Annotated in this window: 14 protein-coding genes; 2 read left to right on the forward strand and 12 right to left on the reverse strand. The window is 62.7% G+C overall.

What is annotated here, in order from left to right; translation table 11 throughout:
* Nucleotides 1-10: 10 nt before the first annotated feature.
* The 12 genes from ACO6VM_RS09990 to gloB form a co-directional block, all read right to left on the reverse strand.
* Entirely contained in the window at nucleotides 11-442 is a 432-nt protein-coding gene (locus ACO6VM_RS09990; protein WP_422403213.1) for a hypothetical protein, read from the reverse strand.
* A gap of 177 nt (nucleotides 443-619) precedes the next feature.
* Nucleotides 620-1,036: a hypothetical protein gene (locus ACO6VM_RS09995; RefSeq protein ID WP_401056199.1), complete on the reverse strand. Its 417-nt coding sequence runs from the start codon at nucleotides 1,034-1,036 to the stop codon at nucleotides 620-622.
* A 68-nt stretch (nucleotides 1,037-1,104) separates the two neighbouring features.
* Nucleotides 1,105-2,157: a DUF2235 domain-containing protein gene (locus tag ACO6VM_RS10000; protein WP_401056197.1), complete on the reverse strand. Its 1,053-nt coding sequence runs from the start codon at nucleotides 2,155-2,157 to the stop codon at nucleotides 1,105-1,107.
* 757 nt (nucleotides 2,158-2,914) lie between these two features.
* On the reverse strand, nucleotides 2,915-3,184 hold the full coding sequence (locus ACO6VM_RS10005; protein ID WP_422403214.1) for a DUF3077 domain-containing protein: 270 nt from the start codon (nucleotides 3,182-3,184) through the stop codon (nucleotides 2,915-2,917).
* Between the two features lie 155 nt (nucleotides 3,185-3,339).
* Nucleotides 3,340-3,588, reverse strand: coding sequence for a hypothetical protein (locus tag ACO6VM_RS10010; protein ID WP_422403215.1), 249 nt, complete (start codon nucleotides 3,586-3,588; stop codon nucleotides 3,340-3,342).
* Between the two features lie 512 nt (nucleotides 3,589-4,100).
* Complete coding sequence (locus ACO6VM_RS10015; RefSeq protein ID WP_422403216.1) at nucleotides 4,101-5,711, reverse strand: ABC transporter ATP-binding protein; 1,611 nt, start codon at nucleotides 5,709-5,711, stop codon at nucleotides 4,101-4,103.
* Nucleotide 5,712: 1 nt separating this feature from the next.
* A complete protein-coding gene (locus ACO6VM_RS10020; protein ID WP_125464851.1) occupies nucleotides 5,713-6,732 on the reverse strand; it encodes an ABC transporter permease in 1,020 nt (339 codons plus the stop codon).
* A 1-nt stretch (nucleotide 6,733) separates the two neighbouring features.
* A complete protein-coding gene (locus tag ACO6VM_RS10025; RefSeq protein ID WP_125464850.1) occupies nucleotides 6,734-7,807 on the reverse strand; it encodes a microcin C ABC transporter permease YejB in 1,074 nt (357 codons plus the stop codon).
* A gap of 1 nt (nucleotide 7,808) precedes the next feature.
* On the reverse strand, nucleotides 7,809-9,635 hold the full coding sequence (locus ACO6VM_RS10030) for an extracellular solute-binding protein (RefSeq protein WP_401056189.1): 1,827 nt from the start codon (nucleotides 9,633-9,635) through the stop codon (nucleotides 7,809-7,811).
* On the reverse strand, nucleotides 9,632-11,464 hold the full coding sequence (locus ACO6VM_RS10035; RefSeq protein WP_422403217.1) for an extracellular solute-binding protein: 1,833 nt from the start codon (nucleotides 11,462-11,464) through the stop codon (nucleotides 9,632-9,634). Before ACO6VM_RS10035 ends, ACO6VM_RS10030 begins: the two co-directional genes overlap by 4 nt.
* 237 nt (nucleotides 11,465-11,701) lie before the next feature.
* The gene (locus ACO6VM_RS10040) at nucleotides 11,702-13,129 is read right to left on the reverse strand and encodes a lytic transglycosylase domain-containing protein (RefSeq protein ID WP_390969752.1); all 1,428 of its coding nucleotides are present in this window, start codon (nucleotides 13,127-13,129) and stop codon (nucleotides 11,702-11,704) included.
* A 100-nt stretch (nucleotides 13,130-13,229) separates the two neighbouring features.
* Complete coding sequence (gloB, locus tag ACO6VM_RS10045; protein WP_316906389.1) at nucleotides 13,230-14,009, reverse strand: hydroxyacylglutathione hydrolase; 780 nt, start codon at nucleotides 14,007-14,009, stop codon at nucleotides 13,230-13,232.
* Nucleotides 14,010-14,094: 85 nt separating this feature from the next.
* Here gloB and ACO6VM_RS10050 point away from each other — a divergent pair, with 85 nt between their 5' ends.
* Both ACO6VM_RS10050 and rnhA read left to right on the forward strand, forming a co-directional pair.
* Nucleotides 14,095-14,868: a class I SAM-dependent methyltransferase gene (locus tag ACO6VM_RS10050; RefSeq protein WP_125464846.1), complete on the forward strand. Its 774-nt coding sequence runs from the start codon at nucleotides 14,095-14,097 to the stop codon at nucleotides 14,866-14,868.
* A gap of 13 nt (nucleotides 14,869-14,881) precedes the next feature.
* The gene (gene rnhA, locus ACO6VM_RS10055; protein WP_390969758.1) at nucleotides 14,882-15,334 is read left to right on the forward strand and encodes a ribonuclease HI; all 453 of its coding nucleotides are present in this window, start codon (nucleotides 14,882-14,884) and stop codon (nucleotides 15,332-15,334) included.
* Nucleotides 15,335-15,419: the final 85 nt, after the last annotated feature.

Raw genomic sequence — 15,419 nt, forward strand, 5'->3', positions numbered from 1 at the left:
CTGCATAAAGTTAGAGAACGTTGTCTATGAACTTGGAGGACAGCTTCACCGCCAGATCGGTCTTAACCCCCGACCGTAGCGCAGCTGCGAGCAATGCTTTTGTCAGCGCCTCCTTTTGCACCTCTGTAAGTGTCGGAGCAATTTTCGGGCTGGCCGAAAACAGTCCGCGAGCCCAGCTTTTGTACTTTTCCTTCATAATATCCGTCCCGACTTCACCCATGGTTTCAAGCAGAAAATTTACGGCTGTTGTGGCGATCATGAGCGCAATAGGGGTTATCGCAGGTACTACCTCTGCTACACCAAATGCGAAGGCATCGTCATCTTGAATTACTTCGTTTGATTGCTGCTTAAGCTGTTCGAAGTAGTCGATTTCTTCTGGTGCATGTAATGTTATAAGCCCTTTGGCCAAGGCATCGATGGCCTGCTGGTTGTCGTGATCCATGGATGTTCTCCGTCTGCCTGTCAGCTATAGGTGAAAATATAGACACGGCAATGGGGAGGGCGCACACACGGTTAGAATTATTCTGAATAGAGGCGTCAATAGCTATGCTTTTGGCCCAGACTTGGGTGAGGGCTTACAGCGTTTCAGTCCAAGGATGCGAACTGCCCTTGGCTACAGTTATTTTACGGACTTCATTGCACCCATGAAATTCCATGCTCCATCACCGATCTGATAAAATAGCCACATTTTTTCGCAGTCTCTGTCTGCAATCAGGATTTTGAAGTTGGTACCGTCCTCGCGTTCAACAACGGTGCCCCCGCATCGCTCGAGTTTTTCCCGCCGCACCTCCTTGAAGTAATTCACCGTCTTGCCATCCGGATACACTTCTCGCCACCCTCCGGTTTCTACTTGCGACCAATGGCGCTCGCCTGCCAGCTCGCCCCAAGGGTAGTCGTACACGAAAGCTGTGGGTTTTCCTGTAGGTTTTATAGGTTTAGGCTGAATCATCGTCCATATCAGGGGGGCAGTGAGTGCAACGATTGCAGCGACGCCACCGAGCCCTGCAAGTAATAAAATGAAATCATCTCGCTTCATCCTGACAGCTCCCTTACTGTAGAGGGCGGTGCATGTACTTGGGTTGGTGAAGAGTGCTTGCGTCAGCATCACCTGACCTTGCCGACCGGCGTGAAACTGCCGACCAAGTTCGGGCCGACCGTGTTCTTCGGCTTGTAATCCGCCTCGTGCTTCAGCCGGTCTTCGACGCTTGGGTCGATGGCCTCCCGGCCAAACAGTGTTTGCCCGATATCCCGGTAGTAGGGTGGGTTGAACTGGCTGTAGGCACCGCCGAGGAACTGTTTGTAGGAGTTGGTGATCGGCAGTGTCGTAGTGGGCAGGCTGGGGATCTTGCTGGTGTCGACTGCAAGGCCACATTCGGCCGCTTTGTTGATCATCCACGCAAGGGCGATATCCGAGAGGCTGCTGTCCGGGTAGCCACCGCCGATATTGGCGTGGGCACCGGAGAACCAGACTTGCTCTACACGTTGGTTGGGTTTGCTTTTCGGGTCCCACAGGGTGCACTGGTAGTTCTTGCGCCATTCATCGATCGCCAGCGCGTGGAAGGCGTTGTGGACGATCGAGCTGAGTTCGGTGTCATGGAATTCGTAGTACGACTTGTTGAACCAGTCGAAGGACTCCAGCGGTACACCAAGAGCTCCGACGGTATCCCAGATGCCCAGCATGTGGATGGTGATGGTGCGTGAGAAGTTGCTGCGAAACAGTTGCGCGCTGTCCGAGTCGGCGCCTTCGTCGCGGGTGCGGTACAGGCCATAGGCCTCACGGGCCAGATCGAGGTGTTCGGGCTTGAGCAGCCCTGCGTTACGGATCAGGCCCACCAGGCTGCGCGCCGTGTAGGCGCCCCGGCTGAAGCCGAAGATATGGACCAGGTCACCCGGTTCGTAGGTGCTTGCCAGGTGGCGATAGCCGTCGAGGATCTTTTCTGAAAGCCCCACCCCGAAGGCACCCCCGCTGATGCGGTCGTACCAGTCGGTACCAACGCCTTGGTCGTACCATTTGTGCTGGACGGTGTCGTCCTTGTCGCGTGGGAGCAGGGCTGCGTGCAACTTCCACACGTTGGTGCTTTTACTGCCTTTGATTTCGGACTTCACATCCGGTGTGTTCCAGGTGCCGTCAAACGAGATGATGATTTTCTTGGGCATTGTCCGTTCTCCTTTGCCACTAGTTGCCTGGGCTTTGAACCGCACTGGGCATGGGCGTGAGTAACGGGTTTTTCGTGCAGGATGCAGCGCAAGTTACAGCGGGTGGTGCGCTGACACATGCTCCCCGGGCCATTCGCAGGTGCTGTTCTCAGCGATCACTGTAGCCGTACATTTGTTGGGGTGCCGTGGAGGTTATGGCGTGGGAGTGTCGCATGACGCAAGACACGCGCAGCGGCATCAGCGCGCACCGCGATACCGCGTCATGCCAACAAGGCGGACAGCGGTGACTTCACAGACGTGACTGGCCCGAAACAGATGTAGGAGCGGCCTTGCGCCGCGATGCGCCGCGCGGGCGGCGCTCGATCTTGAGAACGCTGCAAATCCGTCGTCATGCACCTGGTGGCGCACATGCCATCCCAAGGCAGGCGCTTGGGTGTCACGCTGCGGGCCCTGGAAAATCAGGATTTGGTATGGGCTACCAGGTGCATGCCGGGATATCGAGTGAGGGCCACCAGGTGTCTGCCGGTATCTTTGCAGCGCCTATGAAATCGAGCGCCGCCCGCGCGGCGCATCGCGGGTAAACCCGCTCCCACATCTGTTTCGGGCCAGTCTTTCCTGTGCCATCACCTGGTCCGCCTTGTTGGCACGACGCGGTATCGTGGTGCGCGCGGATGCCGCTGCGCCTGTCTTGAGTCATGCACCAAGGCAGGCGCCGCCTCTCTCACCGTAAAGCCGCAGCCAAAGCAGATGCGCAAGCTCAGTGCTTCATCCCCAACTCGGCATCATCCATCAGCGCCTTGGCCAGCGCGCTCAGGTAATACGATGCCCAGAGCAGTTGCGGCTTTTCCTCCATGATCCCGGCGATGGTCAGGTCCCGCACGCAGCCCATCAACTCCGAGGCCTGGTCCCGCGCATGCTGGCAGGGGATGCCGGGCTCGATGCAAAACAGCGGGGCGGTCACCCCTTCGCCTTGATAGAACTTGGTCTTGCCCGCAGTGGTGCGGGGCGTGGTGTCGTCTGTGTTCATTGCTCACTTTCCCTGAAATGATCGATGCCTGGGCGGGCCCTATCGCGGGTCAAGCCCGCTCCCACGGATGCAGGCATAACCCTGCGGGCTGGGGGTGGCGTGGGAGTGGGCTTGCCCCGCGATAGCGCCAGCTCAGGCGACACATGACCAACGGCCTAGTGGAACGCCCGGCGCTCCATCTGCGGCATCTGCACCTGAATCAACGCCGACTCGAGCAGCACCCGCAGCGCCTCGATCTCATGCATCAACGCCATGATCAGAATCGACGCGTGTGACCTGGGCTGCTGGACCGAAATGGCCTGATGCGCCACGGCCTGAGCGCACAGGGCGTACTCCGTGGCCTGGACGAGGGTGTCTTCGAGGGAGTGATGGTTGTGGGGTGGATCGGGGACAATCTTCAACATGACCTTATTCCTTTAAAAGGCGGTCACCTGACTGCTGTCAAACAGAAGGGTGGCAGCTGTACGTGGGTTGACAGACCGGCGGAATAAGCAAAGTTCCGGCGCACGCAAGCGTGCCCGCACGTACAGCCACCATTGAAGGCTAGCCGTAAGCTTAATACCGTCGCGACCTGTCAAAGTCGATCGCTGAACTCAGCGACTCGCCGAGACTAGGGGGCTGCCAAAGCGACCGCAACGGAAAAAAGGCGGCAGGAGTATGTTTGGGAAATGGACTACAAGTAAGGGCTTTAATCTGATTTTTCGTGACGGGTAGCAAAGTCAGCAGTTGCAGATGTTGCATTGATATTGGCCGGCCCGGTAAACGCGATTTCTGTGGGAGCGGCTTTAGCCGCGAAACAAGCGACGCGGTGACTGGCACCGGCTACGCCGGTGTTCGCGGCTAAAGCCGCTCCTACAGGGACCGCGCGAGCAATTTAGATTTTGAGCAAGACCGTGGTTCCTGAAAGGGGCCAGTTTCAGGCAATCGATGTTGTGCCCAAAAACGCCGCCTCCAACAACTGCCGCGTATACCCATGCTTGGGCTCATCAAAGATCGCCCGCGCATCCCCCTGTTCCACCACCTGCCCATGCTTGATCACCATCAACTGATGACTCAACGCTTTCACCACCGCCAAATCATGGCTAATGAACAGGTACGTCAGGTTGTACTTAACCTGCAAATTCCGAAGTAATTCCACCACCTGTCGCTGCACCGTCCGATCCAGCGCCGACGTCGGCTCATCCAACAAAATCAGCGCCGGCTTCAACACCAACGCCCGAGCAATCGCAATCCGCTGCCGCTGCCCGCCGGAAAACTCATGGGGATACCGGTGCCGCGTACGCGGATCCAGCCCCACTTCCTCCAGCGCCGCCACAATCGCCGCTTCCTGCTCGGCCGGCGTGCCGATCTTGTGAATCCGTAACCCTTCGCCAACGATATCCGCCACGCACATGCGCGGGCTCAGGCTGCCAAAGGGGTCCTGGAACACCACCTGCATTTCCCGCCGCAGCGGCCGCACTTCCTTCTGGTTCAACCCCTCCAGGTTCTGCCCGTGGAAGCGAATGCCGCCCTGGCTGGAAATCAACCGCAAGATGGCCAAGCCCAGGGTGGACTTGCCGGATCCACTCTCGCCAACAATCCCCAGGGTCTGCCCCTGGGGCAGGCTGAAGTTCACCCCATCCACGGCCTTCACATGGTCCACGGTGCGGCGCAGCAGCCCCTTCTTGATCGGGAACCACACCTTCAGGTCCTTCACCTCCAGCAACGGCGCCCCTTCGGCGTTCGCTGCCGGCGCGCCGCTGGGTTCGGCATTGATCAGCATCTGCGTATAAGGGTGCTGCGGCTTGCTGAACAGCGTGGCGCAATCGGCCTGCTCGACGATCTTGCCGCACTGCATCACGCACACGCGGTTGGCGATGCGGCGCACCAGGTTGAGGTCGTGGCTGATCAACAGCAAGGCCATGCCCAGGCGCGCCTGCAGCTCCTTGAGCAGGTCGAGAATCTTCAACTGCACGGTCACGTCGAGCGCCGTGGTGGGCTCGTCGGCAATCAGCAGTTCGGGTTCGTTGGCCAGGGCCATGGCGATCATCACGCGCTGGCGCTGGCCGCCGGACAGCTCGTGGGGCAAGGCTTTCAAACGCTTGTGCGGCTCGGGGATGCCGACCAGTTCCAGCAGCTCCAGGGTGCGCGCGGTGGCTTGCTTGCCGGTGAGGCCTTTGTGCAGCAGGAGGATTTCGTTGATCTGCTTTTCGATGCTGTGCAGCGGGTTCAGCGAGGTCATCGGCTCCTGGAAGATCATCGCGATCCGGTCGCCGCGGATGCGCTGCATGGGCTTTTCGCCCAGGTGCAGCAGGTCCTTGCCGTCGTACTGGATGCTGCCGGAGGGATGCCGGGCCAGGGGGTAAGGCAGCAGGCGCAGGATCGAGTGGGCGGTGACGGACTTGCCCGAGCCGCTCTCGCCCACCAGGGCCAGGGTTTCGCCTTTGCGGATGTCGAAGCTAATGCCATCGACCACGCGGTTGACCTGGTCGCCGGTAACGAACTCCACGGCCAGGTCGCGCACTTCGATCAGGGTGTCTTGGCTCATGTCATTTCCTTGGGTCGAAGGCATCGCGGGCGGACTCGCCGATGAACACCAGCAGGCTCAGCATCACCGCCAGCACGGCGAAGGCGCTGATGCCCAGCCACGGCGCTTGCAGGTTGGACTTGCCCTGGGCCACCAGCTCGCCCAGCGACGGGGAGCCGGCGGGCAGGCCGAAGCCGAGGAAGTCCAGGGCGGTGAGGGTGCCGATGGCGCCGGTGAGGATGAACGGCATGAAGGTCATGGTCGAGATCATGGCGTTGGGCAGGATGTGCCGGTACATGATCGGGCCGTTGCGCATGCCCAAGGCGCGGGCGGCGCGCACGTACTCGAGGTTGCGGCCACGCAGGAATTCGGCGCGCACCACGTCCACCAGGCTCATCCACGAGAACAGCAGCATGATGCCCAGCAGCCACCAGAAATTGGGCTGCACGAAGCTGGCGAGGATGATCAGCAGGTACAGCACCGGCAGGCCGGACCAGATCTCCAGGAAGCGCTGGCCGGCCAGGTCGACCCAGCCGCCGTAGAAGCCCTGCAGGGCCCCGGCGATCACGCCGACGACGGAGCTGGCCAGGGTCAGGGTCAGGGCGAACAGCACCGAGATGCGAAAGCCATAGATCACCCGGGCGAGTACGTCGCGGCCCTGGTCGTCGGTGCCCAGCAGGTTGTCGGCCGAGGGCGGCGCGGGGGCGGGCACCTTGAGGTCGTAGTTGATGCTCTGGTAACTGAACGGGATCGGCGCCCACAGCACGAAGGCGTCTTTCTTGGCCAGCAGCTCGCGGATGTACGGGCTCTTGTAGTTGGCCTCCAGCGGGAACTCGCCGCCGAAGGTGGTCTCGGGGTAGCGCTTGAAGGCCGGGAAGTACCACTGCCCGTCGTAGCGCACTGCCACCGGTTTGTCGTTGGCGATCAGCTCGGCGCCCAGGCTCAGGCCGAACAGCACCAGGAAGATCCACAGCGACCACCAGCCACGGCGGTTGGCCTTGAAGCGCTCGAAGCGCCGGCGATTGAGGGGGGAGAGGGCCATGTCAGTGCTCCCGGCTGGCGAAGTCGATACGCGGATCGACCAGGGTGTAGGTGAGGTCGCCGATCAGCTTCACCAACAGCCCCAGCAGGGTGAAGATGAACAGGGTGCCGAACACCACCGGGTAGTCGCGGTTGATTGCCGCTTCGAAGCTCATCAGGCCCAGGCCGTCGAGGCTGAAGATCACCTCGATCAACAGGGAGCCGGTGAAGAAGATGCCGATGAACGCCGAGGGGAAGCCGGCGATCACCAGCAGCATGGCGTTGCGGAACACGTGGCCGTACAGCACGCGGGTGCGGCTCAGGCCTTTGGCCTTGGCGGTGACTACGTACTGCTTGTTGATCTCGTCGAGGAAGCTGTTCTTGGTCAGCAGGGTCATGGTGGCGAAGTTGCCGATCACCAGCGCGGTGATGGGCAGCACCAGGTGCCAGAAGTAGTCCAGCACCTTGCCGGTGGTGGACAGCTCGTCGAAGTTGTTGGAGGTAAGGCCGCGCAGCGGGAACCAGTCGAAGTAGCTGCCGCCGGCGAACAGCACGATCAGCAGGATGGCGAACAGGAACGCGGGGATGGCGTAGCCGACGACGATGGCCGAGCTGGTCCATACGTCGAAATGGCTGCCGTGGCGCACGGCCTTGGCGATCCCCAGCGGGATCGACACCAGGTACATGATCAGCGTGCTCCACAGGCCCAGGGAGATCGACACGGGCATCTTCTCGATGATCAGGTCGATGACCTTGGCGTCGCGGAAGAAGCTGTTGCCGAAGTCGAGCTGGGCGTAGTTCTTGACCATGATCCACAGCCGTTCGGGGGCGGACTTGTCGAAGCCGTACATGCGCTCGATCTCGGCGATCAGGGCCGGGTCCAGGCCTTGCGCGCCGCGGTAGTTGGAGCCGGCCACCGACACTTCGGCACCGCCGCCGGCGATGCGGCTGGTGGCGCCTTCGAAGCCTTCGAGCTTGGCGATCATCTGCTCGACCGGGCCACCGGGGGCGGCCTGGACGATGATGAAGTTGATGATCAGGATGCCGAACAGGGTGGGGATGATCAGCAGCAGGCGGCGCAGGATATAGGCCAGCATGTCAGTTGGCCTCATCCGCAGGGGCGTCGGTCACGGCGGGGGTGACGCCTGGCTTGATCCACCAGGTGTCGATGCCGATGTCGTACCTGGGCGGCACCTGCGGGTGGCCGATGTGGTTCCAGTAGGCCACGCGCCAGGTCTTGATGTGCCAGTTGGGGATCACGTAGTAACCCCACAGCAACACGCGGTCGAGGGCGCGGGTGTGGTCGATCAGGCTCTGGCGCGAATCGGCGTTGATCAACTGTTCCACCAGCTGGTCGATGGCTGGGTCGCGCAGGCCGATGAAGTTGCGGCTGCCGGGGTTGTCGGCGGCGGCGCTGGACCAGTACTCGCGCTGCTCGTTGCCGGGCGAATTGGATTGCGCGAAGCCGCCGACGATCATGTCGTAGTCGCGCGAGCGCAGGCGGTTGATGTACTGCGAAACGTCGACGCGGCGGATGTTCAGCTCGATGCCGAGGTCGGCGAGGTTGCGCTTGAACGGCAGCAGGATGCGCTCGAACTGGGTCTGGGCCAGCAGGAACTCGATGCTCAGCGGCTTGCCGTCCTTGTCGACCATCTTGTCGTCGACGATCTTCCAGCCGGCCTCCTGCAGCAGCTTGTAGGCCTGGCGCTGCTGCTCGCGGATCATGCCGCTGCCGTCGGTGACGGGGTTGTGGAAGGCCTCGCTGAACACTTGATCGGGGACTTTGCCGCGCAGCGGTTCGAGGATTTTCAGTTCGGCCGGGGAGGGCAGGCCCTGGGCGGCCATGTCCGAGTTCTCGAAGTAGCTGCCGGTGCGCAGGTAGGCACCGTTGAACAGCTGCTTGTTGGTCCACTCGAAGTCCAGCAGCAGGCTCAGCGCCTGGCGCACCCGCACATCCTGGAACACCGGCTTGCGCAGGTTGAAGATAAAGCCCTGCATGCCGACGGGGGTGCCGTTGGGCAGCTCTTCCTTGATCAGCCGGCCATCACGCACGGCGGGCACGTCGTAGGCGGTGGCCCAGTTCTTCGCACTGACTTCCAGGCCGTAGTCGAACTGGCCGGCCTTGAGCGCTTCGAGGGCGACGGTGTTGTCGCGGTAGGAGTCGAAGGTCATCACGTCGAAGTTGTAGAAGCCGCGGTTGATCGGCAGGTCCTTGGCCCAGTAGTCCTTGACCCGCTCGTAGCGGATCGAGCGGCCGGCCTTCACGTCGGCGACCTTGTAGGGGCCGCTGCCCAGGGGGATTTCCAGGTTGCCGCGGTTGAAGTCGCGGTTTTCGTACCAGTGCTTGGGCAGCACCGGCAGCTGGCCGAGGATCAGCGGCAGCTCGCGGTTGTTGGTGTGCTTGAACTTGAACAGCACCTTGAGCGGGTCTTCGGCAACCACCTCGGCGACGTCGCCGTAGTACTGGCGGTACAGCGGCGCGCCGTCCTTGATCAGGGCGTTGAAGGTGAACACCACGTCCTCGGCGCGCATCGGGTGGCCGTCGTGGAAGCGCGCTTCGGGGCGCAGGTAGAAGCGCACCCAGCTGTTGTCGGGGGCTTTTTCGATCTTGCCGGCCACCAGGCCGTACTCGGTGAAGGGTTCGTCCAGGCTCTGGCGCATCAGGGTGTCGTAGATGCTGCCGACGTTGTCGGCGGGCACGCCCTTGTTGATGAACGGGTTGAGGCTGTCGAAGCCGCCGAAGCTGGACTGGCGGAACGTGCCGCCCTTGGGCGCATTCGGGTTGACGAAGTCGAAGTGCTTGAAGTTGGCCGGGTATTTCGGCGCTTCGTCATACAGGGTCAGGGCGTGTTGCGGGGCGGCCATGGCCGGGAGCGTGAGGCAGGCCAGCAGCAGGCTGCAGGCCAGGCGCAGGGTCGGGGTCATTTGGCTTTCTCCGAAGTCTTCTTGATCCACCAGCTGTTCAGCCCGAGGGTGTAGGGCGGCGTGGTGACGAAGGCCAGCCGGTTGCGGTAGGCCAGGCGATGGTTGTCCAGGTACCAGTTGGGGATCATGTAGTACTGCCATGAGAGCACGCGGTCCAGGGCCCGGGCGGCGGCGATCTGGTCATCGCGGGTGCGGGCGGCGAGCAGGGTGTCGAGCAGGTGGTCGACCACCGGGTCCTTCACGCCAGCATAGTTCTTGCTGCCCTTGGTCGCGGCCTGGCTTGAATGGAAGTACAGCCACTGTTCGAGGCCGGGGCTCAGGGTCTGGTTCAGGGTCATCAGGATCATGTCGAAATCGAACTGGTCGAGCCGTTGTTTGTACTGGGCGCGGTCGACGGTACGCAAGCGCGCATCGATGCCGATGCTGGCCAGATTTTCGACATAAGGTTGCAGGATACGTTCGAGGTTCGGGTTCACCAGCAGCAGTTCCATGCGCAACTGCTGGCCCTTGCTGTCCACCAGGCGCTGGCCGTTGAGCTTCCAGCCGGCCTGGGCGAACAGATCGAGGGCCTGGCGCAGGGTCTGGCGGCTGATGCCACTGCCATCGGTGTGGCTGACCTGGTAGGGCTCGGTGAACAGCTTTTCCGGCAGTTGGTCGCGGAACGGCTTGAGCAGCAGCCACTCCTTGCCGGTGGGCAGGCCGCTGGCGGCGAACTCGCTGTTGGGGTAGTAGCTGGTGGCGCGGCGGTAGGCGCTGCTGAACAGCGCGCGGTTGGTCCACTCGAAGTCCAGCATCAGGCCCAGCGCCTGGCGTACCCGAGGGTCGCTGAAGGTGGCGCGGCGGCTGTTCATGAACAGGCCCTGGGTTTGCGTGGGGATCTGGTGCGGGATCTGCGCCTTGATCACCTGGCCCCGGCGCACTGCGGGGAAGTTGTAGCCGTTGGCCCAGTTCTTGGCCTGGTGCTCGATATAGATGTCGAACTCGCCGGCCTTGAATGCTTCGAAGGCCACGGTGGCGTCGCGGTAGAACTCGTATTCGACGCGCTTGAAGTTGTACTTGCCGCGGTTGACCGCCAGGTCCTTGCCCCAATAGTCCTTCACCCGCTCGAACACCAGGCGCCGGCCAGGCTGCACTTCGGTAATGCGGTACGGGCCGCTGCCCAGCGGTGGCTCGAAGGTGGTGGCCTTGAAGTCACGCTTTTGCCAGTAATGCTTGGGCAGCACCGGCATCTCGCCCAGGCGCAGGATCAATAGCGGGTTGCCGGCGCGCTTGAAGACGAAGCGGATGCGCAGGGGGCCGAGGATGTCGACACGCTGCACTTCCTGCAGGTTGGTGCGATAGATCGGGTGGCCATCCTTGAGCAGGGTGCGATAGCTGAAGGCGACGTCGGCCGAGGTGATCGGCGTGCCGTCGTGGAAATGGGCCTCGGGGCGCAGGTTGAACACCACCCAGCTGCGGTCCTCGCTGTACTCGACGCTGCGGGCAATCAGGCCATAGCTTGAAGTGGGTTCGTCGCCGGAGGGGTCGTACATGCCGGTGCCGACCATCAGTGGCTCGTTGAGCTCGCTGATGCCGTATTGCAGGAAGTTGGGCGTGGTGACCGGGCTCGAGCCCTTGAAGGTATAGGGGTTGAGCGTGTCGAAGGTGCCGAACGCCATGGCCCGCAAGGTGCCGCCTTTAGGGGCTTGCGGGTTGACCCAGTCGAAGTGGGTGAAGGTGGCCGGGTACTTGAGCGTGCCGAACTGCGCGTATCCGTGGCTTTCGCTCACCATCGCGACGGCGGGGAAGCTCAAGGCCAGGCTGAGGGACAGCAGGAGGGGACGTATCAAGTCGGCATCCGATCCAGAAGGCGTTGGGCTTTGGTCGGGGTACAGTAACAGCTTGTCTGGAATGGAAAAAGGGTACGGCGCGGGGCTTTGCTTCAGCCTTCAAAGCATCGCGGGGGGGGGCAAACCCCAACCACCGGGCGTAAAGGGAGGGGGGGGGGGGGATTCTCCGCCTCCCCCCCCCCCCCCCCACCTCTCTCCTGTTCCGCCCCCCCCTCCCCCCCCCCCGCGATTGGGCTGTTAACGCGCCAGGTAAACGGTCAGCGTCTGCCCTGGCTTGAGCGCATGGCCGCTGCGCGGGTTCCAGCGCTTGAGGTGCTGCATCTCGACATTGAAGCGCTTGGCCACCAGGTAGTATGAGTCGCCCTTGCGCACCTTGTACTGGGTGGAGCGCTGCTTCGAGTCGGCTACCCGGTTGGCGGCGGCGCTCGGTGCGCTGCCACCACGCAGGGCCAGTACCTGGCCGACCTTGAGGCTGTTGCCGCGAATCTTGTTCCAGCCCTGCAGCTGTTTGACCGAAACCCGGTTGGCCTTGGCGATGCTGGCCAGGTTATCGCCGCGCTTGACCCGGTAGCTGCGCGCCGCCGGCGCCTTGGCCTCGGCCAGGGCCGCATTGAACACGGCCTTGTTCGGTTGCAGGCTGACCAACTCCTCGGGCTTGAGGTTGGACATGCGGTCGGTCAGCAACTGCGCTTTGGCGGTGGGTACCAGCAGTTGCTTGGGGCCGTCCACGGTCATGCGTTTCTTGAACGCCGGGTTGAGCTGGATCAGCTCGTCCTCGTCGATGTCGGCGAAGGCGGCGACCCGCGACAGGTCGAGGCGTTCGCTGATGGCGACGGCTTCGAAGTAGGGCTCGTTGGCGATCGGGTTGAGGTTGACGCCATAGGCTTGCGGGGTGTTGACCACCTGCGACAGGGCCAGCAGCTTGGGCACGTAGTCGCGGGTTTCCTGCGGCAGCGGCAGGTTCCAGTAGTCGGTCGGCAGGCCAAGGCGTTCGTTGCGCTCGATGGCGCGGCTGACGGTGCCTTCGCCGGCGTTGTAGGCAGCCAGGGCCAGCAGCCAGTCGCCGTTGAACATGTCGTGCAGGCGGTTCAGGTAATCCAGCGCGGCGTTGGTCGATGCGGTGATGTCGCGGCGGCCATCGTAGAAGTTGGTCTGGCGCAGGTTGAAGTGGCGCCCGGTGGACGGGATGAACTGCCACATGCCGGCGGCGTGCGCGCGGGAGTAGGCCATTGGGTTGTAGGCGCTCTCGATGGCCGGCAGCAGGGCCAGCTCCAGCGGCATGTCACGCTCTTCCAGACGCTCGACGATGTAGTGCAGGTAGAGGCTGCCGCGCTCGCCGGCGTTCTCGAGGAACGACGGGTTGCTGGCGAACCACAGGCGCTGCTGCTCGATGCGCGGGTTGACGTCGACGTTGTCCTGCAGGGCGAAGCCCTGGCGCATGCGCTCCCAGACGTCCTGCGGGGCCTGCTCCTTCGGTTTGACCAGCAGCGGGGCGGGCTTGTGCTTGATCCGCGCCTGGTAATTGTGCGCGCGAACGCTGTCGGATTCGTCGAGCTGACGGGTGCTCTGGCAGCCGACCAGGGTGGCGGCCAGCGCCAGTGCACTGATCTGGGCCAGTCGCGTCAGGGCGACCGAATGAGAGGTTCTGCGGCTAGTGGAAGGCATCGGCTGGGACAGTTATCCGGGCAAAAAAGTTCGGCGATTCTAGAAACCGGTCCCGGCCGGGTCAACCTTTGTACCTGTGTCGCGATATATCTCAGGGTTATCAGAACACGTCCTTCCAAGACCTCAAGGCAGCAAAAACAGTGGCTTGGGTGGGGTTTGAAAGCCCCTTCCATTCGTCTGCTTTTTCTTTAACGGATGTTTCAGCAGTGCGCAAAAAAGGGTTGGTCTGGCGCTCCAGGCCGATGGTCGAGGGCAAGCTGATGCGATTGTCGGCGCGCAGCCGGGTAACGTCTTCGAACCGCTGCAGAACCTGCGCGTTGTGCGGCTCTACGGCGCGGGCGAAGCGCAGGTTGCTCAGGGTGTATTCGTGGGTGCAGTACACCTGGGTGGCAGCGGGCAGGGCGGCCAGGCGCTGCAATGAATGGTGCATCTGCTCGGGTGTACCTTCGAACAGGCGGCCACAACCGGCGGCGAACAGGGTGTCGCCACAGAACAGTAGCGGCGTGGCCGGTTGCGCAGTGTAATAGGCGATGTGCCCAAGGGTGTGGCCGGGCATGGCGAGCACCTCGAAGTCGAGCCCCAGCACCTGCACGCGGGCGTTGTCTTCCAGGGCCAGGTCGCGGGCCGGGATGCGTTCGTGGGCAGGGCCGCAGACGCGGGCGCCGGTAGCCTTTTTCAGCGCTTCGACGCCGCCGACGTGGTCGTGATGGTGGTGGGTGACGAGGATATCCGTCAGTACCCAACCTGGGTGGGCGTCGAGCCAGGCCTGCACCGGCCCGGCATCACCGGGGTCGACCACCGCGCAGCGGCGATTGGCAGTATCCTGTAACAACCAGATGTAGTTGTCGGAGAAAGCGGGTAGGGCATCGATCTGTATCATGGTGCGGATCCGTATCGCCAAGCCGGGACATTGAAGGCATCTTAGCCGCGATGGCGCGGCCGGAGAACCTTCGAGGGAGAACGCAATGACCGACCAAGCCTTCGCCCAGGCCGACCCCGAGTGGGTTGAACTGATCAGCCTGGCCCGCGAGTGGTTCAACGGGCCGCTCGGGCAATTGATGCTCGAGGAAGAACAGAAACTGCTCGAACAAGAGCTCGGCCGCTTCTTCGGCGGCTATCTGGTGCATTACGGCCCCGGTGCCGACGCCCCGCCCAATGCCCCGCAGGTGCAACGCAACGTGCGCCTGGGCGCGCCGCTGCCGGGGGTCGAGATCGTCTGCGAGGAGCAGGCCTGGCCGCTGTCGGAGCACGCCGCCGACGTGGTGGTGCTGCAGCATGGCCTGGATTTCAGCCTGTCCCCCCATGGCCTGCTGCGCGAAGCGGCCAGTGCGGTGCGCCCGGGTGGCCACTTGCTGATCGTCGGTATCAACCCCTGGAGCAGCTGGGGCATGCGCCATTTCTTCAGCCACGGCGCCTTGCGCAAGGCGCGCTGCATCCCGCCGTCGCGGGTTGGCGACTGGCTCAACCTGCTGGGCTTCGCGCTGGAGAAACGCCGTTTCGGGTGCTATCGTCCGCCGCTTGCCTCGGCGGCCTGGCAGCAACGCCTGGCCGGCTGGGAGCGCATTGCCGGTGGCTGGCAGACGGCCGGTGGCGGTGTCTACCTGCTGGTGGCACGCAAGATCATGGTCGGCCTGCGGCCACTTCGTCAGGAGCGCCGCGAGCCCATGGGCAAGCTTTTGCCGCTGCCGCTGGCCAAGGTCAACCGCAACGCCAGCAACCCCGATATCGAAAAGCATTGAAGATGAGTGGTACATGAGCGAAAGCGAAATCGTCGAGATCTACACCGATGGTGCCTGCAAAGGCAACCCTGGCCCGGGCGGCTGGGGCGTGCTGATGGTGTTCAAGGGCGCCGAGAAGGAGTTGTGGGGCGGCGAACGCGAAACCACCAACAACCGCATGGAGCTGATGGCCGCGATCGAAGGGTTGAAGGCGCTCAAGCGTGAATGCGAGGTGGTGCTGACCACCGACTCGCAGTACGTGATGAAGGGCATCAACGAGTGGATGGTCAACTGGAAGAAGCGCGGTTGGAAGACTGCCGCGAAGGAACCGGTGAAGAACGCCGACCTGTGGGTGGCCCTCGATGAGCAGGTCAACCGCCACAAGGTGACCTGGAAGTGGGTGCGCGGGCACATCGGCCACCCGGGCAACGAGCGGGCTGACCAACTGGCCAACCGCGGTGTCGAAGAGCTGCGCGCTAAGCGTTGATATCCATATGGGGCTGCTGCGCAGCCCTTCGCGGGGGGGGGGGAGGCCCACAGCCGTCTGTCGGTTGTCTTTGGGGGGGGTGTTT

The sequence above is a fragment of the Pseudomonas sp. GZD-209 genome (assembly GCF_049310485.1).
Lineage (GTDB): Bacteria > Pseudomonadota > Gammaproteobacteria > Pseudomonadales > Pseudomonadaceae > Aquipseudomonas > Aquipseudomonas sichuanensis.

Bases quoted from the DNA above. Each gene is read 5' to 3' on its own strand.
- ACO6VM_RS10025 (WP_125464850.1), bottom strand. From the start codon at position 7,807: ATGCTGGCCTATATCCTGCGCCGCCTGCTGCTGATCATCCCCACCCTG.
- ACO6VM_RS09995 (WP_401056199.1), bottom strand. From the start codon at position 1,036: ATGAAGCGAGATGATTTCATTTTATTACTTGCAGGGCTCGGTGGCGTC.
- ACO6VM_RS10010 (WP_422403215.1), bottom strand. From the start codon at position 3,588: ATGTTGAAGATTGTCCCCGATCCACCCCACAACCATCACTCCCTCGAA.
- gloB (WP_316906389.1), bottom strand. From the start codon at position 14,009: ATGATACAGATCGATGCCCTACCCGCTTTCTCCGACAACTACATCTGG.
- rnhA (WP_390969758.1), top strand. From the start codon at position 14,882: ATGAGCGAAAGCGAAATCGTCGAGATCTACACCGATGGTGCCTGCAAA.
- ACO6VM_RS10000 (WP_401056197.1), bottom strand. From the start codon at position 2,157: ATGCCCAAGAAAATCATCATCTCGTTTGACGGCACCTGGAACACACCG.
- ACO6VM_RS10020 (WP_125464851.1), bottom strand. From the start codon at position 6,732: ATGGCCCTCTCCCCCCTCAATCGCCGGCGCTTCGAGCGCTTCAAGGCC.
- ACO6VM_RS10005 (WP_422403214.1), bottom strand. From the start codon at position 3,184: ATGAACACAGACGACACCACGCCCCGCACCACTGCGGGCAAGACCAAG.
- ACO6VM_RS10030 (WP_401056189.1), bottom strand. From the start codon at position 9,635: ATGACCCCGACCCTGCGCCTGGCCTGCAGCCTGCTGCTGGCCTGCCTC.
- ACO6VM_RS10050 (WP_125464846.1), top strand. From the start codon at position 14,095: ATGACCGACCAAGCCTTCGCCCAGGCCGACCCCGAGTGGGTTGAACTG.
- ACO6VM_RS09990 (WP_422403213.1), bottom strand. From the start codon at position 442: ATGGATCACGACAACCAGCAGGCCATCGATGCCTTGGCCAAAGGGCTT.
- ACO6VM_RS10015 (WP_422403216.1), bottom strand. From the start codon at position 5,711: ATGAGCCAAGACACCCTGATCGAAGTGCGCGACCTGGCCGTGGAGTTC.
- ACO6VM_RS10040 (WP_390969752.1), bottom strand. From the start codon at position 13,129: ATGCCTTCCACTAGCCGCAGAACCTCTCATTCGGTCGCCCTGACGCGA.